Consider the following 24362-nt stretch of genomic DNA (forward strand, 5'->3'; position numbering starts at 1 on the left):
CTTAAAAAGAGAAATTCGCAAATATGAAAAAAGGAACCAATGTTTTTTCGAATTTGAGAATTTTCAGAAAAAAATAATCTACAATGTTATACTATTTATATCGATAGCTTAGCTAACTATTGATAAAGAATACAGATAATTGTTCCTTATACTAGTTTAGAAACGGATTATCTGAATACCAACAAATATAGGAGGAAAGCATATGTTTTTTCTGATTGAAGTAGCAGCTGCATTGGGTGTGCCAAGCGCGGTAGCCTCAACTGTTGTAAATGTTATCTTAGGTGCTGGAACTGCGGTGACTATTTTGGGGATTATTTCTTCGATTGCTTCAGGCGGAGCAACGACACTATTGACTGTTGGATGGGCTGGTTTCAAAGCAACTGTTCAACGTTTGGCAAAACAAAGTATGGCACGTGCCATCGCTTACTAATCAATAAACAGACCGTAGGACTTAGATTGTTAATGAATAAAGAGATGGATATTTCTAAAATTAGAGAGGCAACCATGGTTAATTATTTATATTTAGTTTATAAGATGAAACTGAAGAGTAAGATTAGGAGTATTCAAAATTTTTTGAAAATATTTCAACAACTTAATCCAAAATTCTTAATTGGGCTACTGCTGATTCATTCAATATTTAAATTTATGTGTTCCATAGTGACAATTCTCGTTTTAGAAGAAACCTTTCAGACATTCAATAATCGAAATCTAGTCACCTACGTTCTTCTGTTTTTCTTGTATGTTTTTAGTAGAGAAGATGTCGAAAAAACAAATTCATTTCTAAAAAAGATGCAATGGACCTACTTGGTATCACCTCTTTCGAAATATAAAGTTTCTTTTTATTTATGGGTGATACCTAGTATTTTAAATATTATTATGAAACTTGATGTCACCTTGCCTTTTATATCGTACGTCTTATATACAAACAAGTTTTTTGGATTCTTTTTGATGGTAAGTGTAGTATCCTTTGCTTTGATTCAAAATATCAGTAAATTGTCTGACTACTTAACGAGTAATGAAAAGAAAGAGCAGATTCTAATAACCATCATGTATAAGTTGTTAGGGTTGCTGATCTTACTTTATTTCATAAGAAAGGTAGTTGAGATTCTATGCTGGTTGGTCGATACTCTTAAAAGTTTGCTTGGCGGAATAGATTACAAGCATATAAATGAGCAATTTGAAGAGAATCTAAAGAATTTCTTTACAAGTATGTTTTTGAAATCAGAACCATATTTTAGCCAGTATTTAGTTATAGGTGCACTAATTTTACTTTGTGTAACAGTAGGGTATTGTATGAATATCAATAGTAATGTAAATACTTTATATTTCAAAAAAAGTAATAAAGTCAGGGATGAGAAAAAAGGAAAGTACCTAATAGAAAAGTTAAATTTATCTTTTATTCAGAAAATATATTTTAATCAATTAAAAACAACTGCCAACCTAGTGTTGTTTCTAATAGATAATTCTGAAATTTACCTTGTATATTATGTTATTTATTTAGTTGGTAAATCTATTTTGAATGATTTTGCGGCATTTTATATGTTAATAGTATTTTTTGTTATATTAAATTCAAATATCATTCACTCTTTTGTAATAAAGGACCAAGATATCTACAGAAATTATTGTGATATCAATCGAATCACTTATTGGAAACTATCAAATTACACGATAATAAATTTATGTGAAATTAAGGGGAATTTGTTATCAAAAGTTGCGATTCCTTTAGTGATTGAACAGATATTGATTTCATATATTGTTTCTCTCTTGATTGCTAAGAGTATTATGTTCATTTTCTGTACCACGATAATGCATATCGTCTTTTATTATTTGTCCGGACCTTTGATAAAACTGCATACACGCTTATCAATCTTCATGGTTCCCTATGTATTTTCTAAGTATTATAAAACGATTAAGTACGCAGGTACAAGTGAGTTTGAGTTTTTTATATATGATAAAATATATAATTTTTATAAATTACCGATTGTACTCTTGGCTCTTCTGCCATTAACGTTTCAATTGTTTTTTGATATTTTCAATCTGTTCACTATGGTAGTGCTGGGACTTTGTTTTGTCCTATATTATAATTATATTGTCAAAGAATCACATTTATTTATGGACAAAGGAAAAGTAGAATATGAGAAAATTTGTATTTAACTTAAATAGTACTGCTGAATATTTTAAGAAAAAGCTGCTCTTGAATACACTGGTTTTTATTGTTTCGATAGTGGTTGGTATGATTTTTTTCATAAAGAAAAGATAGTAATTAATCCAACTTCTCAAGATTTCAGTTCCTTACTAGTGAATAATACTATCGTTTGTTTGTTGATAATTGTAATGGGGGTATTATCCTTTGGTTTTCTTGGCAATTTTGTACTTATTGCAAATTCTGTAGTTTTAGGAAGAATCATCATTGGTGTTTTTAATCTATATGGAATAGTCCCTTTATTACATTATATTGCTCCGCATTTTATCTTTGAAATTTCTGCGTTATTGATTGCTACAGCAATATCGCAAGAAACGATTAAGTTTTTTTATAACTTTAGGCATCAGGATATAAAAATCATAAGAATAAAGTACAATTTAATTGCATCTATAACCATGTTTATTTTGTTAGTGATAGCTGCATTGATTGAATCCAATTTATAAGTGAGGTCAACCATGTTAACGATTAAGGCTTTAAACTTTAGTTATTCCAACGAGAGAAAGATTTTTAGTGATTTTTTCTTATCTATCGATAGGGGAGAATTTGTCTGTTTAGAAGGAGGCAATGGTGCAGGGAAAACAACCTTGCTTAATATAATTTCCGGCCTGAATTATTCTCCTGATATGGAGCTCCAGTTTCTTGGGGAAAATGTAACACAAGAGGAATTGAAAAAAGCAATCGTATATGTCCCAACCAAACCAGAATTCTATGAAGAATTAAATGTAGATGACTACATCCAATTAGTTTCTATTCTTTGGAAACTGGAAAAAGGTTTTAACGAAAAAGTTTATGAAAATTTGAAAAGCATCGGTTTGGAAATAAATGAGCAACAGGCAATAGGAGATTTTTCCCTCGGTATGCAATACAAATTATATCTATCAGTATTTTTGGCAATACCAAGGAAAATCCTATTGTTGGATGAACCTTTTAATGCTTTAGATATTAAAAGTAGAAAGATTGCTATTCAAATGGTCAAAGATTATGTAGAGTGCAACAATGGCCTCTGTATTTTTTCAAGTCATGTCAATGAAACAATTAGTCAGCTAAAAACTCGGATAATCTCATTAAATTAAGGAAGTGAAGCGTATGCCAAAGAAAAATAAACAGTTAATAATCGGTTTGATACTTGTTCTTGTTTATGTAGGTGTATTTTATTTATTCCGAAATAATAGGGCTATTCTTGTCTTAAGTGCCGTTGCAATTCCGGCTATTTCAGCTGTTTCGGCTGTCATATTGTCGCGGGGATCTCAACGAGACAACATGGATAAATAAAAAGCAGGCATTCTTGGTCCTCATTAGGTAACCATATTGTCCCCAAAATTAAATAAGGGGTACTCATTGCTGAAAGAAGCTAAAAGGCTACGATTTGGTAAGCCTTTTTATTAGGTAGTATAATTATAATCGGTATTTATTTACTGTGCGCTAGACACTCAGCAAAATACGAACTTCTAAGCAAGTGTCACGTTAATGTACTACTTGGAGGTTATTATTTTACAAAATTTCAGTCTACTGTCGAGGTATGTACTTGTCACTGCTAGGTTCAATACAGATATCCTCCTAAGCAATGCCATTAGCAAGGATGGTTTTTGAGAGGAAATATTTTAATCTGATGCCGGAATCAGAGCACGGACAATTCCCAATTTCTTGGCCTTCAGTAAAGTCAGTTCGAGCTATTCAGCTACATAACCTTTGGGCCGTTCTTTGGAGGGATAGAGTAGCCAATGTGACCAACATAATTTTGAAATGCTCGTGATTAAGATTTATATTGGATATTGCAAATACTGAGTCGCTCTGGAGGTATTTTAAAAATACAAGGTAAGTGTTCTGAATGATTTGTGTCACACGACGACTTTACATTGATATGTTGTAGCTATTCATCGATATTTTCAAATTACTGCAGGTTACCTCCACCATGAAGATGTTCTTTATCGAAAGTTCCTTTGACAAGGTAGAATTAGAATTCCCCACTTTAAGATAGGGATTGCTAGACGACAAGTTTCCATTTCCTACCTCCAACTATTTTGAATAGTTTATCATGAGTATGTTTTCTTGTCAAAAATAGTTTCAGGCCTTTATTTCTACCTAAAATATGATAAAATAAGAAGTATGCGTGGTTTTGTGCAAAAGAGAGTGAAACAAGCTTGTTTGATTGTCTTTTGTAGAAAACACGCAAGAAAAATTTCAGAAAAAATAGGAGATAATTCATGTCAAAACAAGTATTTGAAACGGTTTTTGCTGGCAAGAAATTGGTCGTTGAAACTGGCCAGGTTGCCAAACAAGCCAACGGTGCGGTTGTCGTTCGCTACGGCGACTCCACAGTCTTGACTGCGGCGGTTATGTCCAAAAAAATGGCGACGGGAGACTTCTTCCCCCTCCAAGTCAACTATGAAGAAAAAATGTACGCTGCTGGGAAATTCCCAGGTGGCTGGATGAAGCGTGAAGGTCGTCCGTCAACTGATGCAACTTTGACAGCTCGTTTGATTGACCGTCCTATTCGTCCAATGTTTGCGGAAGGCTTCCGAAATGAAGTCCAAGTCATCAACACAGTGCTTTCTTACGATCCAGATGCTTCTGCTCCAATGGCAGCCATGTTTGGTTCTTCATTGGCATTGGCAATCTCAGATATTCCATTCAACGGCCCAATCGCAGGTGTCCAGGTCGGCTATGTCAACGGTGAACTCATCATCAATCCTGACAAGGCTCAGATGGAAGAGTCCCTCCTTGACTTGACAGTGGCTGGTAACAAGGACGCCATCAACATGGTTGAGTCTGGTGCCAAAGAATTGTCAGAAGACATCATGTTGGAAGCCCTCTTGAAAGGTCATGCGGCTATTCAAGAACTCTTGGATTTTCAAAATCAAATCGTGGCAGCAGTCGGCAAGGAAAAAGCAGATGTGGAGCTTCTTCAAGTGGACCCAGAATTGCAGGCTGAGATTGTCGCAGCTTACAATGACGATTTGAAAAAAGCGGTGCAGGTTGAAGAAAAATTGGCTCGTGAAGATGCGACCAATGCGGTTCGTGAAACCGTCATCGCAGCCTACGAAGAAAAATACGCTGAACACGAAGAATTTGACCGCATCATGCGTGATGTCCATGAAATCTTGGAACTCATGGAGCACGCAGAAGTTCGTCGTTTGATTACAGAAGACAAGGTCCGCCCAGATGGACGCCGTGTGGATGAGATTCGTCCCTTGGATGCAGAAGTAGATTTCTTGCCAAATGTTCACGGTTCAGGTCTTTTCACTCGTGGTCAAACGCAAGCTCTTTCTGTCTTGACCTTGGCTCCAATGGGTGAAACTCAAATCATCGACGGTTTGGATGATGAGTACAAGAAACGTTTCTTGCACCACTATAACTTCCCACAATACTCAGTGGGATCAACAGGTCGTTACGGAGCACCTGGTCGTCGTGAGATTGGTCACGGAGCCCTTGGTGAGCGTGCTCTTGAGCAAGTTCTGCCTAGCTTGGAAGACTTCCCTTACGCAATCCGCTTGGTGGCAGAAGTCTTGGAGTCAAACGGTTCTTCATCACAGGCTTCTATCACAGCTGGTACCCTCGCCCTTATGGCAGGTGGTGTGCCAATCAAGGCACCAGTTGCAGGGATTGCCATGGGTCTGATTTCAGACGGCACCAACTACACCGTCTTGACCGATATTCAAGGTCTTGAGGACCACTTCGGTGACATGGACTTCAAGGTGGCTGGTACCCGTGACGGTATCACAGCCCTTCAAATGGACATCAAGATTGACGGTATCACACCGCAAATCTTGGAAGAAGCCTTGGCACAGGCTAAGAAAGCTCGCTTTGAAATCCTTGATGTGATTGAAGCAACTATCCCAGAAGTTCGTCCTGGCTTGGCACCAACTGCACCGAAGATTGACACTATCAAGATTGATGTGGATAAGATCAAGATTGTCATCGGTAAGGGTGGCGAAACCATCGATAAGATTATTGCAGAAACTGGCGTGAAAATTGATATTGACGAAGACGGTCTTGTGGCAATCTTCTCACCAGATCGCGATGCGATTGAACGAACCAAGGAAATCATTGCAGGTCTTGTTCGTGAAGCAAAAGTGGACGAAGTCTTCCAAGCAAAAGTGGTTCGTTTGGAGAAATTCGGTGCCTTTGTCAACCTCTTTGACAAGACAGATGCTCTGGTCCACGTTTCTGAAATGGCTTGGACTCGTGTCAATAAACCAGAAGACCTAGTTGAAATCGGCGATATTGTTGATGTCAAAGTTATCAAGATTGATGATAAAGGGCGTATTGACGCTTCTATGAAGGCTCTTCTTCCAAAACCAGAAGGCTATGTAGAGCCAGAAAAACGCGAGCGTTCCGACAGACCACGCCGTCATAAAGACAACAAAGAGAAAAAAGACAACAACTTTGGCGAATTCAAATTCCACAAGGTTGAAAAGAAATAAGCTGAGTAGACAAGTTCGGTAGCGGGCTTGTCTTTCGCTAGAAGGAGTGACTATGGGTTGGTGGAAGGACACCATTGAGATTGTAAAAGAAAAAGATCCGGCAGCACGGACGACCTTGGAAGTTCTTTTGACTTACCCAGGTGTCAAGGCCTTGGCTGCCCACCGCCTGTCCCACTGGATGTGGAAAAAAGGCTTTAAATTACTGGCTCGGATGCACAGCCAATTTTGGCGTTTTTGGACTAATATTGAAATTCATCCAGGCGCCGAGATTGCTTCGGGGGTTTTCATTGACCACGGAGCTGGTTTGGTTATTGGTGAGACGGCTATTATTGAGTCTGGTGTCATGCTTTACCACGGCGTAACGCTTGGTGGTACGGGTAAGGATACGGGCAAACGCCATCCGACCGTGCGAAAAGGGGCTCTGGTTTCTGCCCACGCCCAAGTCATTGGTCCTATTGAAATTGGAGAAAATGCTAAAGTGGGTGCAGCTGCCGTTGTCCTAGCCGATGTTCCAGCGGATGTGACAGTGGTCGGTATGCCAGCTAAAATTGTCCGTGTACACGGTCAAAAAGATGAAAAGGTCATTCATGACATGGAAGATGGTCGTGAGCACTACACGACTAAGCTTGCGGAATTACGAGAAGCCAGCCACCGTTCGTCGCATTTGTAGGAAAGCCACATATGGTAAGTCCTATGTGAGTTAGCTATAGAGAGGAAAAATAAGCATGATAATAGCCACTAATGTCCTAAATTCCCAGCAGTTATCTGCAGCAAAAACTCTGATAAGCACTGTACAATCCCATGACGGAACCTATCGTGACCCTTACCTGTCAAATATGCTCAACTTTGACCCTGAAATGCCAGCTTTTTTCTTGGCTTATCAAGGCGAACAGTTGGTGGGGCTCTTGACTGTGTATGCCGATGATGAGGATGTAGAACTTGCAATTCTCGTACACCCAGACTACCGCAGACAGGGTCTGGCACGCAAGCTCTATGATTGCTACCAGACGGAGACGGCAAACTATCCTATCGCTAGTGTGACCTTTCAGACCGAACGTGTCTTTCTTGACAAGCACCCAGACCTTGCGACAGCATGGAACTTGGTAGAAGATACGGATACTGAGACATGGCTGGGACGTGAGCGAGAGTCTTATCAGTTCTCACAACAGGCTGAACTCACAGTAAGTTTGGCACAGGCTCACCATGCAGACAGTATTGCACACTGTAAGGCTGCGGCATTCGGTAACGACTATGAGGTGGCGCTCCGCTACGTGCGTGAAGCCATTGCGGATGCGGATAGTTTACTTTATCTTTTGGAACATAGCGGAGCGGTTATCGGTTCTTGCACAGTAGATATCTCGACCGATGATAACTACCTTTACGGTTTAGCTATCGCACCAGACCAGCAACAAAAAGGTTACGGCACTTACTTAGTCAAAGCTGTCATTAATGACCTTATCAGGAAAAACGACAAACCTTTTCAAATCGCCGTCGAAGATGACAACCTCATCGCTAAGCGGCTGTATGAAACTATCGGTTTTACCAAGCAGACACAAGTGGTCTACTTGGACCCGAAAGAAGGTTGACATGCTATTAGAAGAATTTGAAAATACCTCTGCAGTCATTGAACCGACGGACAAGGCTATTCGTGGTGGCGGAGAGGTATGTGAGACCATGATTTTCTCCTTCAATGGAGAAATCGTAGATCGTGTCCATCAGCTACCTGAGAGTAGGGAAGGAGGTCATCTTCAGACGTTAAATGGTCGTCATCCTTGGTATATTTTGGAAAGAGATGGGGTGCGGGTTGCGGTCATGTTGGCTGTTATCGGTGCTCCCATGGCAGTTGGTCACTTGGAGGAACTGAAAGCCTGTGGGTTTGAGAACTTTATCGTTCTTGGTTCCTGCGGTGTTTTGGATAAGTCGCTTGCTGCGGATAAGATCATCCTTCCTAGCTCTGCTCTTCGGGACGAGGGAACTAGTTACCACTACGCCCCAGCTAGCGAGGAAATCAGCTATGACCCTGCTCTGCTATTAACCATGGAAAAGGCCTTGGACCAAGCGGGAATCGAACACGTGCGGGCCAAGACCTGGACCACGGATGCTTTCTTTCGGGAAACAGCTGCCAAGGTCAAGCGTCGCCTAGCCACTGGTGCCATGGTGGTCGATATGGAAGCTTCTGCTATCATGGCTTGGGCCAATTATCGTCAGGCCAAGGTCTATCAATTTTTCTACACGGCAGACTATGTGGACCACCACAAGAACGAGTGGGATACCCGTCGGGAAGAACGAACGGCTGACAGTATGACCTTCTTTGAGGTAGCCATGGCGATTGCAAGAACATTAGAAAGTACAACATGTTAAAAAAATTAGTAAGACAAAACTGGCCTTATGTGTTGACCGCCATTGCTGGGACAATCATGTTTATCCTTAAATTCTCCCAAGGAAGCTGGCAGGTAGGGATGATTTGGTTGGCCGCGACAGCTTATTGGCTAGTAAAATTATATCAAAAGTATCAAGTCCTAAAGAATACTCAGAAGTAATGGAGAAACTATGATTAAAATTTACGATACCATGACTCGCAGTTTGCGTGACTTTGTGCCCTTGGAAGAGGGTAAGGTCAAGATGTATGTTTGCGGTCCGACGGTTTACAACTATATTCATATCGGAAATGCTCGGAGTGTGGTGGCTTTTGATACTATCCGCCGCTACTTCGAATACCGTGGCTTTGATGTAGCCTACATTTCTAACTTTACGGATGTGGATGACAAGATTATCAAAGCTGCTAATGAAGCTGGCATGACAACCAAAGAACTGTCTGATAAGTTTATCGCAGCCTTCAAGGAAGATGTGGCAAAGTTAGGTGTCAAACCAGCTACCAAAAACCCTCGGGTTATCGACTATATGGCTGAGATTATTGATTTTGTGCAGGTCTTGATTGACAAGGGTTACGCCTATGAAGCTTCTGGTGATGTTTATTTCCGTGTGGAAAAGGCAGAAAACTATGCTCGTTTGGCCAACAAAACCCTGTCTGACTTAGAAGCTGGGGCTTCTGGTCGTGTTGAGGGAGAAGGTCAATTGAAGGAGCATCCTTTCGACTTTGCCCTGTGGAAAACTGCCAAGCCAGGCGAAGTTTCTTGGGACAGTCCTTGGGGAGCAGGTCGTCCAGGTTGGCATATCGAGTGTTCGGTTATGGCGACAGAGATTTTGGGAGATACCATTGATATTCACGGTGGTGGTGCGGACTTGGAATTCCCTCATCATACCAATGAAATCGCCCAGTCTGAGTGCAAAACAGATCAGACCTTTGCGAATTACTGGATGCACAATGCCATGCTCAATATCAATGATGAGAAGATGTCCAAGTCCTTGGGCAATTTCCTGACAGCCCATGATATGCTGGAGAAAATTGACGGTCAGGTCTTGCGATTCTTCCTATCTACCCAGCACTACCGCCGTCCACTCAACTACACTGAGAAGGCTATTTCGGATGCGGAAATCAATCTCAAATATCTGAAAAACACTTATACACAACCTGTGCAAAACTCTGTGGATAAGTCAGGTCTTGCAGTGCATTTGGCAGCCTTTGAAGCGGCAATGGATGATGATTTCAATGCGGCAAATGGGATTACGGCTATCTTTGACTTTGCCAAATGGATCAACTCAGGTAACTACGATGAAACTGTAAAAGAAGCCTTTGGCAACATGCTGCAAGTGTTCGGCATCGTCTTTGAAGAGGAAGTCTTGGACAGTGAGATTGAAGCCTTGATAGCAGAACGTCAAGCAGCTCGTGCCAACCGAGATTTTGCGACGGCTGACCGCATTCGTGATGAATTGGCAGCCCAAGGCATCAAGCTCTTGGATACCAAGGATGGTGTGAGGTGGACACGTGACTAAGGCAGTAGATGTCAATCTCATCAATGGAATTGCCCTGGCTTTTGAAGGGGATGCTGTTTATTCCATGTATATCAGACGGCACTTGATTTTCAAGGGGCTGACCAAGCCCAACAAACTGCACGGCGAGGCTAACAAATACGTCTCTGCCAAGGCTCAGGCAAGCCTAATCTCAGCCCTCTTAGAAGCTCAGCTATTGACCGAAAAAGAGGAAGAAATCTACAAGCGGGGAAGGAATAGCCATAGCCACACCAAGGCCAAGAATGCGGATGTGGTCACCTATCGAATGTCCACAGGCTTTGAGGCCGTCTTGGGCTATCTGCACATGACCGAGCAAATCGAACGCTTGGAGGAGCTGGTGGGCTGGTGTATTGACAAAATAGAAAGGGGATAAGATGAACGAGAAGGAACTTGCAGGTTGGTTTCCGCAGGCAAAGTTGTCACAAGTAGAGGGCGAATGCTCACTTCAATTGGGCGACGGATCTTATCTGGACTTGTCTGATGCAGACTTGACGGATCGGGAAGGCTACCTTTTGTCCTTGCTATCTCATCCTCGAAAGCAGGTCCAGTCAAGTCCCTGGCAGTCCTATCTACAAGGTCAGGGAAGGCTACCTCAGACAGTTGAAGCCATTCAATTTATCCATATCCACCTTTGGTCGCAAAAAGAAGCCCAGCTGGACGCTTGGCAGGCTATGATGACTGACCTCTTGTCCAGTCAACTGGCTCAGGTACAGCTGACGCCTCAAGATTATCTTATTGTATTGGAGCAGGGCACCTGGATGGATCATCAGACCGTTTTGCAGGACACCCTATCGGCCTTGGAGTTTGACTTTGGCTTGCGGTTGACCATCTTTGTTGGGCAGGTCTGGCCCAAACATATCTCAGCCCACTGGCCTCGACTCTATCAAGCAGAAGCCCAACTCTTTGCTCACTGGCGGGCACGCTACCAGCAGTCAACCGTCCTCTCCTTTGGTCAACTTTTTCTTTGGGGACAAGGCAGAGCAGGCTTGGAGCTCGGTCTAGTTAAAGCCAGTATGCTAGAGCTGATAGATCAGCAAGATATGCAGGCTATCATTCTAGCCCTATGGGCAGAAGGAGCTGTGGTTACCAAGGCAGCTCAAGTCCTCTATATCCACCGCAATACCCTCCAATACCGTTTGGAAAAGTGGCAGGATTTGACGGGACTCCAATTAAAAGACCTGACTGACCTGAGTTTTTGTTATCAGGTATTATTAGATAGACAATTTTGATATTTTGTGCAACCTGCACAGAATATCTTTTTTCTTTTGGTCAACTTGACATAGGAAAATAAAGCGTTTTCATTTACAATAAAACTATCAAAGAAAGTGAGGCTTGAACATGGTTCAACTTAATTTAAAAAATATTTATAAAAAATATCCAAATAGCGAGCATTATTCCGTTGAAAACTTTAATCTAGATATTAAAGATAAAGAGTTTATTGTTTTCGTAGGTCCTTCAGGATGCGGTAAATCAACTACTCTTCGTATGATTGCCGGATTGGAAGATATTACAGAAGGTGAAGCTTACATCGACGGCGTGTTGATGAACGATGTGGCACCAAAAGACCGTGACATTGCCATGGTATTCCAGAACTATGCCCTTTACCCACACATGACTGTATTTGACAACATGGCTTTCGGTTTGAAATTGCGTAAATACAGCAAGGATGAAATCAAAAAACGTGTAGAAGAAGCAGCACAAGTTCTAGGTTTGACTGAATTCTTGCAACGTAAACCTGCTGACCTTTCTGGTGGTCAACGCCAACGTGTTGCCATGGGTCGTGCCATTGTCCGTGATGCCAAAGTATTCCTGATGGATGAGCCTTTGTCAAACTTGGATGCCAAATTGCGTGTATCCATGCGTACAGAGATTGCTAAAATCCACCGTCGTATTGGTGCAACAACGATCTACGTAACGCACGACCAAACAGAAGCCATGACCTTGGCTGACCGTATTGTTATCATGTCTGCGACTAAGAATGAAGCAGGTACAGGTACAATCGGTCGTATAGAACAAATTGGTAGCCCAGAAGAGCTTTACAATAAACCTGTAAACAAATTTGTTGCCAGCTTCATCGGTAGCCCTGCAATGAACTTCTTTACAGTGACTCTTCAAGAGGGTGTGCTTGTTGGAGATGGTTTCAAAGTAGATCTTCCAGAAGGTCGTCGCAAGCATTTGGAAGAAAAAGGCTACAATGGCAAGAGCTTCACACTTGGTATCCGTCCAGAAGACATCAAAGCTTCTCAGTTGGAATTGGACACTTATCCAAGTTCAATTATCGAAGCGGAAGTAGTTGTGTCTGAACTTCTCGGTGCAGAAACTATGCTTTACTCTAAAGTGGGTAGCACAGAGTTTGTATCTCGTGTCGATGCACGTGACTACCACAACCCAGGTGATAAAGTTCGCTTGACCTTCAACCTCAATAAAGCTCATTTCTTCGATGATGAAACAAGCAAGGCGATTGTCTAACCTTTCTAAAATCGTTCATAAAACACCTGACCGCTAGATGAAAATCTGGCGGTTTTTTGGGGTTGAGAACGCATGAATACTTGATTTTTTTTATTAAATTCTATATAATAAATATAGAAAACGCTTACAGGAGGTTCCTATGAAGACACTATTGAAAAAAATTCGTATAACGGCTCTTTATATTTTGCTTTATAATCTCATTTTAATCCTCTCCATTTGGCTAGGAAAGGTATCTTCCAAGGAAGAATTTATGATTGCAGTTGCAGGGAATGCGGTCATGATGGGCCTATCTTTCGTGCACTTGCACAACCAAGTATCAGATGAATTTCATGGAAAAGTAGAAGAACCGTCGGCTTAAACTGACGGTTCTTGGTCTTTATAGACTTCATAAAAATCAACCTTGAGGCGAATAAAGGCCTCCATATCATGCAGGAGTTGGAAGAGGGTGGCCCGAGTTTCAAATTCTTCCCTGGTTTGCGGCAGAGGTCGCTCGCGGAAGGTGGCATGGAAGAGTTCGATGTCCAGGAGCAGTTCTTTGGCAGAATTTTCTCGGCTTAGTTGCTGGGCTGTTCGTTCGAAGAGGCTGGACAGGATGACATTTTCTCTGCCTTCCAGTAAACATTTGTTGATATTTCCTGCCATGGTCCGCAGGATTTTGTTTTGTGCGGCCCGCATTTCAAAGTAATGTACCTGGTAATTGGTCTGCTGGAAGAGCTGGTTGTGGCGGTCTAGGTAGACGACTTTCAGGGCCTCATCCAAGGTCTGATCCAACTGCGTAATCAATTCTGCCTCGTTTCGTCCGTCGCCGTTAAGCAGAAAGGCTTCAAAGCGAAGCAGAATCTGCTTGAGTAGGTCTTCGACTTGGTCGTGGTAGGCCTGTATTTTCTTTTCTTGCGAGGGCATATAGAGGTTAAAAAAGAGTGCCAGTCCTGCCCCAATCAGAAAAAGCGCCAGCTCATTTCCCAAAAAAATCAGCGAAATATCCTGCTCTAGCAAGAGATGGGTGACGAGGACAGTCGAGGGGGCGATGCCAGCCTCCCAGTTGAAACGGTAGGCCAGAGGGACGTAGAGTGCCAGGTAGATGCCCAGGGTCCAGATGCCAAAGCCGAAGAGGGCGAAGGTTAGGACAGCGATGGTCAGGGCCAGGAGGGTGGAAAAGAGGCGGTTGCGGGCCATTTTGAAGCTGGACATGCGGGTATCGAGGACGCTGAGAATGGCGATGATGCCGGCAGCTGTCGCATAGGACAAACCCAGGGCGGTCGCTAGGTAGATAGCTAGAACGGTGGCAAATATCAGTTTAATCGTTCGGAGGGAGAGGGACATGGGGGCTCCTTTGGTTTTAGTCTTCTTTTTATTGTACCATAAAACCCTCCTAAGGTTAGGAGGGTTGAATTTATGCAAACAAAGCAATAATACCGACTACCAAATAGCAGACTAGTTTGTAGCTTTCGTTGATGAGGATGAGGTTGATAGGACGTTGCTCAAAGACGTAGTTTTTCAATGAAGCAAGGACCGCAATTACGCCCATGCCACCAGCTGCGTGAAGTGGTGAAACACCGAGGGTCTTGATGAAGAAAATAGTAATGATAGCAGTCAGCACTTCAATGATAAGGGAAATCACCATTTCCTTCTGGCCATTTTTTCCAGCCTGACGATCTGCTTCTACCTTAGCCATGTCAATGCCTGAAGCCTTGATCCAAGCATCGCGGAAAATCATGCCATACCACAAACCACCAATAGCAAAGGCAATCAGCCCCGCCACAATTCCAAAAATAAGTGTCATACATTCTCCTTTTTGTGTCCGCTTATACGGACAAATAATAGGCATAAGAATAACATATATTGGTAAGGAGGTCAAGTTTTTCAGCTGTGATATAGTGAGTGCCTATTTTCAGTCAACCTATGCTATAATACTCTTATGGAACAAAATGATATTGTATATGGCGTACATGCTGTGGTGGAGAGTTTGGAGGCCAACACTGGCAACAAACTCTACATTCAGGACGATTTACGCGGAAAAAATGTAGAAAAAATCAAGGCACTGGCGGCAGAGAAGAAGGTATCGATTTCTTGGACGCCCAAAAAGACCCTGTCCGACATGACAGACGGTGCTGTTCACCAAGGATTTGTCCTGCGGGTCTCTGAGTTCGCCTATGCGGACCTATCGGTGATTTTGGAAAAGGCAGAGCAGGAAGATAATCCTCTCATTCTCATCTTGGACGGTCTGACAGACCCCCACAACTTCGGCTCGATTTTACGAACCGCAGATGCCACTCAGGTGGCGGGCATCATCATTCCCAAGCACCGAGCAGTTGGCGTGACGCCCGTTGTGGCTAAGACTTCCACAGGTGCGGTGGCCCATGTCCCAATCGCTCGAGTGACCAATCTCAGCCAGACCCTTGATAAGCTCAAGGAGGCAGGTTTCTGGGTATTTGGTACCGATATGAACGGAACCCCAAGCCACAAGTGGAATACGGCTGGCAAGCTAGCCCTTATTATCGGCAACGAAGGCAAGGGCATCTCCAGCAATATCAAAAAGCAGGTGGATGAGATGATTACCATTCCTATGAAGGGCCATGTCCAATCTCTCAACGCCAGCGTAGCAGCAGCTGTGCTGATGTACGAAGTATTTCGGAAGAAAATCTAAATGAAAGAAAAAGTTCTCATTGTAGATGGCTACAACATGATTGCCTTTTGGCAATCAACCAAGCAGGATTTTAAAAAGGGAGACTTGGATGCAGCCAGAACGACCTTGCTTCGAACCTTGTCTCACTACGCAGCCTTTGAACAGATCGAGGTGATTTGTGTCTTTGATGCCCACCATGTGCCAGGTCTTCGCCAGCAGTATGACGAGTACAAGGTATCGGTCATTTTTACAGAGGAAGAAGAGACGGCAGATAGTTATATTGAACGGCTCAGTGCCCAGCTCAATAGTGACCGTCGCAAGCAGGTTTCCGTCGCAACCAGCGACCTCAACGAACAATGGGTGGTCTTTTCACAAGGGGCCTTACGGGTTTCGGCGCGTGAGTTAGAGGAGAGAGCCAGGGTCATCAAAAAGGACTTGGACAAGTTTGTGGACCAGGTCGAACTTTACACCCCGCGGCTCAATCCCTAGTCAGATGGGAATTTTCAAGCCTTAAAAGAAATGATGGAGGAAATGAAAGAGTGACATTTACAATCGTAACCGATTCGACATCGGATTTGCCAACCAGCTGGGTCCAAGAAAATGATGTGATCGTGCTTGGTTTGACCATTAACCTAGACGGCGTGACTTATGAAACAGTCGGTGAAAACCGCTTGACCTCAGCAGATTTGCTGGAGAAAATGGCTTCTGGCAGTCAACCTACGACCAGTCAGGTCAATGTTGGTCAGTTTGAAGAAGTCTTTGAAGCGGCAGCCAAGGAAGGTCAAGATGTGCTCTACCTGGCCTTTTCATCGGCTCTTTCAGGGACCTATCAGAGTGGAACTATTGCACGTGATATGGTTTTGGACAACTATCCACAAGTCCATATCGAGCTTGTCGATACCAAGGCGGCTTCTATCGGTGAAGGCTACTTGGTCATGCAGGCGGCTCAAGCACGAGCTGCGGGCAAGTCTTTGGCTGAGACCAAGGCACTCATTGAAGAATTGGTGCCACGTTTGCGGACCTATCTCTTGGTTGACGACCTTAACCACTTGGTGCGTGGTGGCCGCTTGTCCAAGGCAGCAGCCCTAATCGGTGGTTTGGTCAATATTAAACCTCTCCTTGCACTCAATGCGGAAGGGAAGTTAGAAGCCATTGCCAAAATTCGTGGCCGTAAAAAAGGGATTAAGGAAATGCTGAACCTGACCTTGGACAACTTGGATCATTCTACGGTCATGGTGGCCTATACAGGTGATATTGAGGTGGCTGAAGCGATTAAGGCAACCTTGTTGGAAGATAGCCGTGTCAGCGATGTTCTTTTGACTGAGTTGGGCCCAATCATTGCCACCCATACAGGAACAGGGGCATTAGCCATTATTTCTATCAATAAAGAAGAGAGATAATCTCTTTTCTTTTTACAAAAACAGAAAGCGATTACAAACTAATATTGATGTGGAGGTTCATATGAAACGCTTGTTGTCTTGTTATGCCAGTGACTTGTTGGGAGCGACCAAGGAGGAGCTCAAGCAGTCTATTTTATCCAGCGAAGGCCGGATTATCATGGGAGAAACGGTGGTCACAGCGGCTCCCTTGATTGCCGGGGTGACCAATGCGGAGATGATGGCTGCTTTTGGTTGTGACCTCTTGGTGCTCAACGAATTGGATGTTTTTCATCCGGAGATTGTTGGTTTTTACGACTGCGACAATCCTATTGCGGAAATCAAGCGGTTGACAGGTCGATTGGTCGGGATTAACTTGGAGCCTGTGGATAATAGTCAGGAAGTCCAAGACCAGCAGGTCTTTCTCAAACCTGGTCGTCAGGTCAGTCCAGAAAGTTTGCGACAGGCCCAAGCCCTTGGCGTAGATTTTATCATGCTGACAGGCAATCCTGCTACGGGTGTGTCCATGGCTGCAATCCGCTCTGCTATTGGCCTTGCCAAAGAACACTTTGAGGGCCTCATCTTTGCGGGGAAAATGCACGGTGCAGGTCTGGGAGAGTCGGTCGTGGACAGCCAAGCCCTGCTGGATTTTGTGGACTTGGGGGCAGACGGTGTCCTCATTCCTGCGGTCGGCACGGTGCCGGGTGTGCGGGAAGAAATCGTGGCACCGATTGTCAGTCAGGTCAAGGCGCGTGGTGGTCTGGTTATTTCGACCATTGGGACCAGTCAGGAGAGTGCGGACAGCCAGACGGTGCGGGAGTTTGGGCTCAGCAACAAGCGGGTGGGCTCGGACATCCACCATATCGGAGACGGGGGTTACGGTCGGATGCCAGACCCTGAAAATATCTTGGCTCTGTCCTTGGCGGTTAGAGGCAAGCGGCACACCTATTTTAAAATGGGGCAGTCAGTGAGGAGATAAGGTTATGATAAGGTTTTCATTCTCGGCAGCTCTGCTATCTTTCAAAAAATAAAAAAAGTAAAGTAAAATAACTTGACGGAGAACAGTAGTTTTGATAGAATGGTAGACGGTATTGTTTACCCCATTTGAAAGGCCCCGGAACCTTCCAAATACCCGCGGACCGGAACATCCGCCCAGTAAACAAAAACGATTCGTATAGGAGAAATCATGAACAAAACAACATTTATGGCTAAACCAGGCCAAGTTGAACGTAAATGGTATGTAGTAGATGCTACTGATGTACCTCTTGGACGCCTTTCAGCAGTAGTTGCTAGCGTTCTTCGCGGTAAAAACAAACCAACTTTCACACCTCACACTGATACTGGTGACTTCGTTATTGTTATCAACGCTGAGAAAGTGAAATTGACTGGTAAAAAAGCAACTGATAAGATCTACTACACTCACTCAAACCACCCAGGCGGATTGAAATCAATCTCAGCTGGTGAATTGCGTTCTAAAAACGCTGTTCGTTTGATTGAAAAATCAGTTAAAGGTATGCTTCCACACAACACACTTGGTCGTGCACAAGGCATGAAGTTGAAAGTGTTTGTAGGTAGCGAGCACACTCACGCAGCACAACAACCAGAAGTACTTGATATTTCAGGTCTTATCTAAGGGAAAGGACGTAATCTAAATGGCACAAGCACAATACACAGGTACTGGTCGTCGTAAAAACGCGGTTGCACGCGTACGTTTGGTCCCAGGTACTGGTAAAATCACAGTTAACAAAAAAGATGTAGAAGAGTACATCCCACACGCTGACCTTCGTTTGGTTATCAACCAACCATTCGCAGTAACTTCAACACAAGGTTCATACGACGTTTTCGTTAACGTGAACGGTGGTGGTTACGGTGGTCAATCAGGTGCGATCCGTCACGGTATCGCGCGTGCATTGCTTCAAGTAGATCCAGACTTCCGCGATTCATTGAAACGCGCAGGCCTTCTTACTCGTGATGCTCGTATGGTTGAACGTAAGAAACCAGGTCTTAAGAAAGCACGTAAAGCTTCACAATTCAGTAAACGTTAATATACCGCGATATATCAACGTTTCAAAGCACTCAAGAGTTTACCTCATGGGTGCTTTTTTCGTGTTTTTTTGAAAAGTTCACCTCAAAATTTACCTTATTTTTACCTTATTGTTTCAGAGAGTTTAAGGCAAATTCTCCGACTGCCATAGGGACAACATTAGAAGTATTGACATAAATCTGAGTTGTCCCAGTATCACTATGTGTCAAAGCTTCTGAAATATCTTCTAAACTCATTCCTGCCTGTTTGGCAAGTGTTGCTCCTGTATGTCGGAGTTTATGAGGTGTAGCGTGTGTCAGTTCAGGATGTCGCTTTTTGATGCTCTTCATCTTGTTGTTGAGATAGTCAGCATGTAAGGGCTTGTTGATGTTTCCTTTTGTGTCTATATAAGTGAAGACGAACTGTTCAGGATTGGTTAGAATCCCAAATCGAGCAAGCTCATATTTTTGTTGCTCTTTCCATGAGGAAAGGAGTTGAATCAGGTCATTAGATATTAAAAAGATAGTCTTTTTGTTCCCTTTTGTGGATTTGACTTCTCCATATCTATCCAGAGCTTGAATTAGCTGGATTTGAGCTTTTGAAAAGTCGATATGTTTCCATTGCAGAGCGTAGCTCTCGGATTTTCGGTCTCCCAAAAAGAAGGTAAGATAAAATAGAACATAGTCTTTAAGCGAAATTTTTCCGATAGCCAAGTCATCTTGGAAAGCCGAGAACCACTCTTGTAGTTGCTCCTGTGTAAGGTAGAGGTCTTCATCTCTCTTTGCTTCTGCCAACTGGATTTTCTTGGTTGCTTTGATACGACGCAAGGTTTTAGCAACTTTATTTGATTCTATATATTCTAATTCCTCTGCCCAATCAAATATGGAAATTACATAACTTCTCAAGGTCTTGAAATTGGCGTATTCATTAGCTTTAGCAGTCATCAAGTTTAGAATAACTTGCTTGTTCTGATTGAGAAATTGAATAGTGTAATTACCTAACATAGGTAAAATATGTTTTCTGAAACAAGTTTTTGTATTGGCTATAGTTGACCTGCTTGGGGGCTTTGTAGTTGAAGTGGTCTGTCCTGCTTTATAATACTCCCACCAGACATTTTCGTAAAAATCTTTGAATAGAATTTCTTCCTTGCCTAGCCCTGTAAACTCGTTGTTCTCAATCTGACTGATTTTTGTTAAAAGGTCTATCTCTGCTTGTCGTGCCTCCTTTTTGCTTTTGAAACGCTTATCAAAGTATTTATTGTTCACGATTCCGAGTGGCATTCGCGCAACAATTGGGATATATACTTTTAAGCGATATGTTCCATTTTTTGTTTTAGTGATAGTCATGATATTCTCCTCTTTTCGAACCAGAAAATATCAAGACCATTATGAAATAAAAAGGAAGATATTTCTAGTTTTGCGAAAGTAGCCATGCGTCGATGGCTTGTTTATTGAAACGAACTGTTTTTCCGATTTTAATTGATGGAAGCCCTTTGCGAATCCATTCGTCTAAAGTGTTATTTGAAATCCCGAGATACTCGCATGCTTGTTTTTTGTTTAAATACGAATTGCCAATATTTCGATGATGAATTTGTTTTTCAATTTCTGATGTAATTAAACTTGAAATTAATATCTGAATTTGTTTGATTTGTTCATCAGGTAAGATAACTTGCATGTTTACACTCTTCCTATTGGTTAAATTTGACATTAGTCATTATGCCACAATGCGGACTCAAAACGGATGATTTTTAGAAATGTATAGATTAATCGTCTGTTTTGTCTTCCGTTTGGGAAGACAATTTTTTTAAGAAATGCTGTAATATCAACGTTTTGGAGGTTTTACAAAGTTGTAAAATCATATTAAAAAACGTTAAATAATTCTTCTAGACTCAATAATCGATTTAAAATTAATTCATATAAATCAATTTTATAATGATGTTTTCGACGTAATTTATTGTTCAATGAGTATATTTCATTTCTGAATTCTTTTGTAAACTTTGAGATTTGAACAATGTGTAATTCATTTGTGTTGTAATTTTTATGACAACCTAAACCATGTGCCTTTGCAAAATCAAGAGCATCAAACATCAATCGTAGAATAATTAATACATTCCACGTAATCATCTCAGATAAATAAAATGATTCAGGATTAATATTTAATTCTTTCTGACTTTTAGTAATCAAATTTTTTCTATAACGTGATCTATTTTCTTTCGAAACAAATTTAACATCAATCAAACTAAAAATTTCTTCATCTAGAACAAAAGGAGTGTTTGTTGAATGTGACACGTTAATCTGTTTTTTCAACAATTCTTCGAATGTAGCTCGTGGTTTTGCTCTGAAAATTGTGGATAATTCTCTATCAGTATTTATTACTGATTGTTCGATTTCCTTTATTAAATTGAAGACTCCAATTGAAACCAAGCTCTCTAAGTATTGAATGATTTTCAGATCATCAATTTCTTCAAGAACACATGTACAAAAAATGGATTTTATCTTATCTTTTTTCAAAACAGTTTCGAAACGATACACTTCAAATGCTTCTGTTTTCGTTTTGTCAAGTTGTCCTAATCTCTTTGCTTTCTTTGTTTTACTGTAAAGAACTTGCTGATTATTTTTATACGCATTGGTTGTTAAAATATCATAATCTTTATCTTGAATGCTTTTTGAAGAGGAAGCAAAATTCACTTTCTTCCTCGTTAAACAACGTAGAAGTAATGCTCTTGTTTGCAAATGGAAAGCAGATTGTATTGCCATTGTGAAAGCAAGTTCGATTTCTTGGAATTCGCAATGATGTATCCTACAAAATATACCTGTTTCGTTTTCCAAAATTGATAGTGCTCTATCTAATCTTGATTTTATTCCTTCAATTGAAGCAGTAGCAATGTTGAATCCACAATGTATCAATTCTATGCGGTAAAAATAACTGCCATCAAATGGATTTTTTCCCATGAGAAATGAACCGAAATCAGTAGAATTGATAACTAGCTCTGTCAGTAATCCAAATGAACTGTATTTTCTCTTAATAGAAAAATTGTTTTCATTAAAATTAACCGTATTTAAAATCTCTTCATCAATAAGTATGTTTCCTTTCAGGTTAAGAACTACTTTGTCAATGCCCCAAAAAGAATTTGTTACAGAAAAACATCGTTCCATCTCTTTTCTATTTTTATCATAGATTTTTTGTTTTTCCTCATCCGACATACCTCTTGTAACTTTTAGAAACATTTTTTCCTCTTTCATTTCTCGAAATGAATTATGCCATATATGGAACTTTGTCAGAGGAAAAAATATAAAAAATTGACAAAAAATAGAGATGAACTTCAAAAAATTCATCTCTATTTTTCTATTTTCGTTCTACCACTATATCTTCAAGTATATAATTCTCAAAAATAAACATTTCCTCATGAATTGTCTTTTGGATGGATATTGGCAATGCTGATAAGTACACATTGTCTCCGATTCTGAAACGTGTTTCATTGACACGCATTTTTGTGCTATATTGTACTTTGACTCTATTTTCACAGTAATCCTTGATAGTCATTTCAATCCAATTCGAATTGGGTTTTAAATGTTTATCAATAACCTTTCCAAAAACAAACATCTTTGCGAAATGGTTTGGATATGCAAAACCGAAGCTAGGCTTTTTATTGAAGAATACCGCCAGTTCAGTCTGCTCTTCTTGGATGGTATCTATAATAACTTCGTAGCAATTTTTTGTGTTAATGTTTTCGATATGACCTGATATCGATACCACCATTCCCTTTTTCAATTGAAATTTTTCACGATTAAAATAACATTTCAAATATATGTGCTTACGACCTGCACCATTTCTAATAAACAGAATGAACGATGGTTTATTATCATCATTATTTATTTCAATAATTTTTCCTCTTGCAAAAATTACATTCTGTTCTTTGTTTCGTAGATTATTTTGATTCCTCATTTTACTTTCCTCCATTACATCAATTTCTACAGAATTATTATGCCTGATAATACAAATCAAAAAATCACTACAGAATGTAATTCGTTACAGTAACAGATAACCGCCAATGAGACAAGTTTAAAACGGATACTGCCATGAGAGCAAGGCGGTTATAAGCAATTGGCATTCCTGCCGATAATGCTTTAACTTTATTTGAGCCACGTAAAATATATGCTTCATCTCTTAAATCAAAAATAAAATTTCTACGCTGTCTTTCGTATTGCTTAGTTGATTCGTTTTTCAATTTCTGATGTCCCTCCTCCCATTTTTTTATTAATAAATTTGAAAATGCTTGTCGCATTTGTGGATTTTCCTGAATTTTCTCAAGGTAATAGAAGTAGCTATCTCTTGAATGCTGTGCACGTAATGCATGTAAATTAATCTGATTGTTCATTTCTTTGTCAGAGAAGACAGGTTCATTTTCTCCTACCCCAGCAAAAGTCTGTTTCACCAACTCGATGTCATGCGGCAGAATATATTGCATTTGTTTTTTTCCGCCTTTGCCACGTTTGACGAAAATATAGCAGTTACCATACTCGTCTATTTTCAGGTCTCGGCCGGTTAGGTTTTTTAATTCGTTCCGACGAATTCCAACGACTTTCTGGAATTCGACTAGGCGAGAGAAGCGAGAGTTCAATTCTTGACTTTTCCCTTGTTCATTCGCTTCATGTTTTCGTCCTCTAACTATTTTATCGCTTGTTCGTTTTTGTTTTTTGATTCGGTTTAGATTGATTCCTGTTGCTTTACAAATTGGCGCAAGGTATGTATGAATTGTCGCAGGAGTGTATTGCTTTGGATCTTGTTGAAGATCATCATGATATTGTTGAATTACTTCTTCCGTAATATCAGCTATCCTTTTAATACTGTTTGCTTTTGCCCATTTTGCGAATCGTGTAGCTGATCTTTTGTATGAAGTCCGAGATGTATTGTTTGTAACATTTTTTGTTGCTGCGAGGAAGATATCGTGCTTTAATGAATTTCTCTTTCGTGGCATTTTCTTTCTCCTTTCTTTGTAAAATACTTATTAATGGTAAATTGCCTCCCACCCTTTTTATTGAATGAGCTGGGTATGCTCTTGAAAATATACGCTGAGGCTGCCTGATAGGACTAGCGTTTTAGAAGCAGATTCAGTATTCACCGTCTCTTTTCTTGATATTTTCAAATGTCATTGATCTGGTTATTTCTTAAAACTAAAAACTACTATTAACTTTTGCTAAACATCTTTTTCTGTACTAAATTTATTGCTAAATGGTTATTCTGTACGTCATTTCATGCCGCAGAATAACCATTTACTTTCTTCGTTTTCGACCTCTTTTCTCAAGTCAATGACACCTTTAAAAAAGAG

At 41.1% G+C, this 24362-nt stretch carries 27 protein-coding genes; 20 read left to right on the forward strand and 7 right to left on the reverse strand.

The genetic code is table 11. The features are described 5' to 3' along the window. The first annotated feature begins 202 nt into the window (after positions 1 to 202). From SST111_RS05845 to SST111_RS05920, 14 genes are all read left to right on the forward strand, one after another. The gene (locus SST111_RS05845) at positions 203 to 430 is read left to right on the forward strand and encodes an uberolysin/carnocyclin family circular bacteriocin (RefSeq protein WP_029175572.1); all 228 of its coding nucleotides are present in this window, start codon (positions 203 to 205) and stop codon (positions 428 to 430) included. A 446-nt stretch (positions 431 to 876) separates the two neighbouring features. Further along, positions 877 to 2154 carry a hypothetical protein gene (locus SST111_RS05850; protein ID WP_142350748.1) on the forward strand — a complete coding sequence of 426 codons (1278 nt, stop codon included), beginning with the start codon at positions 877 to 879 and terminating at the stop codon, positions 2152 to 2154. A 108-nt stretch (positions 2155 to 2262) separates the two neighbouring features. After that, positions 2263 to 2646, forward strand: a complete 384-nt coding sequence (locus SST111_RS05855; protein WP_257211794.1) for a stage II sporulation protein M — start codon at positions 2263 to 2265, stop codon at positions 2644 to 2646. Positions 2647 to 2658: 12 nt separating this feature from the next. Then, positions 2659 to 3276: an ABC transporter ATP-binding protein gene (locus SST111_RS05860; protein ID WP_029175569.1), complete on the forward strand. Its 618-nt coding sequence runs from the start codon at positions 2659 to 2661 to the stop codon at positions 3274 to 3276. 13 nt (positions 3277 to 3289) lie between these two features. Further along, positions 3290 to 3475 (forward strand): hypothetical protein, encoded by a 186-nt coding sequence (locus SST111_RS05865; protein WP_029175568.1) that lies wholly within the window; start codon positions 3290 to 3292, stop codon positions 3473 to 3475. A gap of 932 nt (positions 3476 to 4407) precedes the next feature. After that, on the forward strand, positions 4408 to 6627 hold the full coding sequence (pnp, locus tag SST111_RS05875; RefSeq protein ID WP_099810345.1) for a polyribonucleotide nucleotidyltransferase: 2220 nt from the start codon (positions 4408 to 4410) through the stop codon (positions 6625 to 6627). A 52-nt stretch (positions 6628 to 6679) separates the two neighbouring features. Further along, the gene (gene cysE / locus SST111_RS05880; RefSeq protein WP_029175160.1) at positions 6680 to 7297 is read left to right on the forward strand and encodes a serine O-acetyltransferase; all 618 of its coding nucleotides are present in this window, start codon (positions 6680 to 6682) and stop codon (positions 7295 to 7297) included. 55 nt (positions 7298 to 7352) lie between these two features. Beyond that, positions 7353 to 8213 (forward strand): GNAT family N-acetyltransferase, encoded by an 861-nt coding sequence (locus SST111_RS05885; protein ID WP_099810346.1) that lies wholly within the window; start codon positions 7353 to 7355, stop codon positions 8211 to 8213. A 1-nt stretch (position 8214) separates the two neighbouring features. Then, positions 8215 to 8988, forward strand: a complete 774-nt coding sequence (locus SST111_RS05890) for a nucleoside phosphorylase (RefSeq protein ID WP_099810347.1) — start codon at positions 8215 to 8217, stop codon at positions 8986 to 8988. Positions 8989 to 9177: 189 nt separating this feature from the next. Then, positions 9178 to 10521, forward strand: a complete 1344-nt coding sequence (cysS, locus tag SST111_RS05900; RefSeq protein ID WP_099810348.1) for a cysteine--tRNA ligase — start codon at positions 9178 to 9180, stop codon at positions 10519 to 10521. Next, on the forward strand, positions 10514 to 10912 hold the full coding sequence (locus SST111_RS05905; protein ID WP_099810349.1) for a Mini-ribonuclease 3: 399 nt from the start codon (positions 10514 to 10516) through the stop codon (positions 10910 to 10912). Before cysS ends, SST111_RS05905 begins: the two co-directional genes overlap by 8 nt. Position 10913: 1 nt before the next feature. Then, positions 10914 to 11768 carry a helix-turn-helix domain-containing protein gene (locus SST111_RS05910; RefSeq protein ID WP_099810350.1) on the forward strand — a complete coding sequence of 285 codons (855 nt, stop codon included), beginning with the start codon at positions 10914 to 10916 and terminating at the stop codon, positions 11766 to 11768. A gap of 109 nt (positions 11769 to 11877) precedes the next feature. Beyond that, on the forward strand, positions 11878 to 13008 hold the full coding sequence (locus SST111_RS05915; protein ID WP_024398690.1) for an ABC transporter ATP-binding protein: 1131 nt from the start codon (positions 11878 to 11880) through the stop codon (positions 13006 to 13008). A 139-nt stretch (positions 13009 to 13147) separates the two neighbouring features. Beyond that, complete coding sequence (locus SST111_RS05920) at positions 13148 to 13366, forward strand: hypothetical protein (protein ID WP_024375727.1); 219 nt, start codon at positions 13148 to 13150, stop codon at positions 13364 to 13366. Here the strand turns inward: SST111_RS05920 and SST111_RS05925 are convergent. Continuing rightward, positions 13363 to 14331 carry an aromatic acid exporter family protein gene (locus tag SST111_RS05925; protein WP_099810351.1) on the reverse strand — a complete coding sequence of 323 codons (969 nt, stop codon included), beginning with the start codon at positions 14329 to 14331 and terminating at the stop codon, positions 13363 to 13365. The two genes, SST111_RS05920 and SST111_RS05925, sit on opposite strands and share 4 nt — an antisense overlap. Before the next feature lie 70 nt (positions 14332 to 14401). Then, positions 14402 to 14791: a DUF1761 domain-containing protein gene (locus SST111_RS05930; protein ID WP_099810352.1), complete on the reverse strand. Its 390-nt coding sequence runs from the start codon at positions 14789 to 14791 to the stop codon at positions 14402 to 14404. Positions 14792 to 14926: 135 nt separating this feature from the next. Here SST111_RS05930 and rlmB point away from each other — a divergent pair, with 135 nt between their 5' ends. The 6 genes from rlmB (at position 14927) to rpsI (ending at position 19055) form a co-directional block, all read left to right on the forward strand. Beyond that, positions 14927 to 15655: a 23S rRNA (guanosine(2251)-2'-O)-methyltransferase RlmB gene (rlmB, locus tag SST111_RS05935; protein ID WP_099810353.1), complete on the forward strand. Its 729-nt coding sequence runs from the start codon at positions 14927 to 14929 to the stop codon at positions 15653 to 15655. Then, positions 15656 to 16123: an NYN domain-containing protein gene (locus SST111_RS05940; RefSeq protein WP_099810354.1), complete on the forward strand. Its 468-nt coding sequence runs from the start codon at positions 15656 to 15658 to the stop codon at positions 16121 to 16123. 50 nt (positions 16124 to 16173) lie between these two features. Further along, positions 16174 to 17034: a DegV family protein gene (locus SST111_RS05945; protein WP_099810355.1), complete on the forward strand. Its 861-nt coding sequence runs from the start codon at positions 16174 to 16176 to the stop codon at positions 17032 to 17034. Positions 17035 to 17095: 61 nt separating this feature from the next. Beyond that, the gene (locus SST111_RS05950; protein WP_099810356.1) at positions 17096 to 17989 is read left to right on the forward strand and encodes a DUF7916 family protein; all 894 of its coding nucleotides are present in this window, start codon (positions 17096 to 17098) and stop codon (positions 17987 to 17989) included. Between the two features lie 207 nt (positions 17990 to 18196). Next, complete coding sequence (rplM, locus tag SST111_RS05955; RefSeq protein ID WP_024418516.1) at positions 18197 to 18643, forward strand: 50S ribosomal protein L13; 447 nt, start codon at positions 18197 to 18199, stop codon at positions 18641 to 18643. A 19-nt stretch (positions 18644 to 18662) separates the two neighbouring features. Beyond that, positions 18663 to 19055, forward strand: a complete 393-nt coding sequence (rpsI, locus tag SST111_RS05960; RefSeq protein ID WP_002942223.1) for a 30S ribosomal protein S9 — start codon at positions 18663 to 18665, stop codon at positions 19053 to 19055. A 106-nt stretch (positions 19056 to 19161) separates the two neighbouring features. Here the strand turns inward: rpsI and SST111_RS05965 are convergent, their stop codons facing one another. The 5 genes from SST111_RS05965 to SST111_RS05985 form a co-directional block, all read right to left on the reverse strand. Beyond that, positions 19162 to 20379: a site-specific integrase gene (locus tag SST111_RS05965; RefSeq protein ID WP_099810357.1), complete on the reverse strand. Its 1218-nt coding sequence runs from the start codon at positions 20377 to 20379 to the stop codon at positions 19162 to 19164. 64 nt (positions 20380 to 20443) lie between these two features. Next, positions 20444 to 20707 (reverse strand): helix-turn-helix domain-containing protein, encoded by a 264-nt coding sequence (locus tag SST111_RS05970; protein ID WP_099810358.1) that lies wholly within the window; start codon positions 20705 to 20707, stop codon positions 20444 to 20446. 185 nt (positions 20708 to 20892) lie between these two features. Beyond that, positions 20893 to 22260 carry a hypothetical protein gene (locus tag SST111_RS05975; protein WP_099810359.1) on the reverse strand — a complete coding sequence of 456 codons (1368 nt, stop codon included), beginning with the start codon at positions 22258 to 22260 and terminating at the stop codon, positions 20893 to 20895. 118 nt (positions 22261 to 22378) lie between these two features. Further along, entirely contained in the window at positions 22379 to 22978 is a 600-nt protein-coding gene (locus SST111_RS05980) for a hypothetical protein (RefSeq protein ID WP_099810360.1), read from the reverse strand. 67 nt (positions 22979 to 23045) lie between these two features. Further along, complete coding sequence (locus SST111_RS05985; protein ID WP_099810361.1) at positions 23046 to 24011, reverse strand: site-specific integrase; 966 nt, start codon at positions 24009 to 24011, stop codon at positions 23046 to 23048. Between the last annotated feature and the right edge of the window lie 351 nt (positions 24012 to 24362).

This window comes from Streptococcus suis YS161, from assembly GCF_002760245.1.
Classification (GTDB): Bacteria; Bacillota; Bacilli; order Lactobacillales; family Streptococcaceae; genus Streptococcus; species Streptococcus suis_I.

What these genes read in the sequence shown, in the direction of transcription:
- rpsI (WP_002942223.1), top strand. Translation starts at nt 18,663, where the DNA reads ATGGCACAAGCACAATACACAGGTACTGGTCGTCGTAAAAACGCGGTT.
- SST111_RS05850 (WP_142350748.1), top strand. Translation starts at nt 877, where the DNA reads ATGAAACTTGATGTCACCTTGCCTTTTATATCGTACGTCTTATATACA.
- SST111_RS05940 (WP_099810354.1), top strand. Translation starts at nt 15,656, where the DNA reads ATGAAAGAAAAAGTTCTCATTGTAGATGGCTACAACATGATTGCCTTT.
- SST111_RS05950 (WP_099810356.1), top strand. Translation starts at nt 17,096, where the DNA reads ATGAAACGCTTGTTGTCTTGTTATGCCAGTGACTTGTTGGGAGCGACC.
- SST111_RS05845 (WP_029175572.1), top strand. Translation starts at nt 203, where the DNA reads ATGTTTTTTCTGATTGAAGTAGCAGCTGCATTGGGTGTGCCAAGCGCG.
- SST111_RS05930 (WP_099810352.1), bottom strand. Translation starts at nt 14,791, where the DNA reads ATGACACTTATTTTTGGAATTGTGGCGGGGCTGATTGCCTTTGCTATT.
- pnp (WP_099810345.1), top strand. Translation starts at nt 4,408, where the DNA reads ATGTCAAAACAAGTATTTGAAACGGTTTTTGCTGGCAAGAAATTGGTC.
- SST111_RS05890 (WP_099810347.1), top strand. Translation starts at nt 8,215, where the DNA reads ATGCTATTAGAAGAATTTGAAAATACCTCTGCAGTCATTGAACCGACG.
- SST111_RS05915 (WP_024398690.1), top strand. Translation starts at nt 11,878, where the DNA reads ATGGTTCAACTTAATTTAAAAAATATTTATAAAAAATATCCAAATAGC.
- SST111_RS05985 (WP_099810361.1), bottom strand. Translation starts at nt 24,011, where the DNA reads ATGCCACGAAAGAGAAATTCATTAAAGCACGATATCTTCCTCGCAGCA.
- rplM (WP_024418516.1), top strand. Translation starts at nt 18,197, where the DNA reads ATGAACAAAACAACATTTATGGCTAAACCAGGCCAAGTTGAACGTAAA.
- SST111_RS05970 (WP_099810358.1), bottom strand. Translation starts at nt 20,707, where the DNA reads ATGCAAGTTATCTTACCTGATGAACAAATCAAACAAATTCAGATATTA.
- rlmB (WP_099810353.1), top strand. Translation starts at nt 14,927, where the DNA reads ATGGAACAAAATGATATTGTATATGGCGTACATGCTGTGGTGGAGAGT.
- cysS (WP_099810348.1), top strand. Translation starts at nt 9,178, where the DNA reads ATGATTAAAATTTACGATACCATGACTCGCAGTTTGCGTGACTTTGTG.
- SST111_RS05965 (WP_099810357.1), bottom strand. Translation starts at nt 20,379, where the DNA reads ATGACTATCACTAAAACAAAAAATGGAACATATCGCTTAAAAGTATAT.
- SST111_RS05980 (WP_099810360.1), bottom strand. Translation starts at nt 22,978, where the DNA reads ATGAGGAATCAAAATAATCTACGAAACAAAGAACAGAATGTAATTTTT.
- SST111_RS05885 (WP_099810346.1), top strand. Translation starts at nt 7,353, where the DNA reads ATGATAATAGCCACTAATGTCCTAAATTCCCAGCAGTTATCTGCAGCA.
- SST111_RS05925 (WP_099810351.1), bottom strand. Translation starts at nt 14,331, where the DNA reads ATGTCCCTCTCCCTCCGAACGATTAAACTGATATTTGCCACCGTTCTA.
- SST111_RS05865 (WP_029175568.1), top strand. Translation starts at nt 3,290, where the DNA reads ATGCCAAAGAAAAATAAACAGTTAATAATCGGTTTGATACTTGTTCTT.
- SST111_RS05975 (WP_099810359.1), bottom strand. Translation starts at nt 22,260, where the DNA reads ATGTTTCTAAAAGTTACAAGAGGTATGTCGGATGAGGAAAAACAAAAA.
- SST111_RS05920 (WP_024375727.1), top strand. Translation starts at nt 13,148, where the DNA reads ATGAAGACACTATTGAAAAAAATTCGTATAACGGCTCTTTATATTTTG.
- SST111_RS05910 (WP_099810350.1), top strand. Translation starts at nt 10,914, where the DNA reads ATGAACGAGAAGGAACTTGCAGGTTGGTTTCCGCAGGCAAAGTTGTCA.
- SST111_RS05860 (WP_029175569.1), top strand. Translation starts at nt 2,659, where the DNA reads ATGTTAACGATTAAGGCTTTAAACTTTAGTTATTCCAACGAGAGAAAG.
- cysE (WP_029175160.1), top strand. Translation starts at nt 6,680, where the DNA reads ATGGGTTGGTGGAAGGACACCATTGAGATTGTAAAAGAAAAAGATCCG.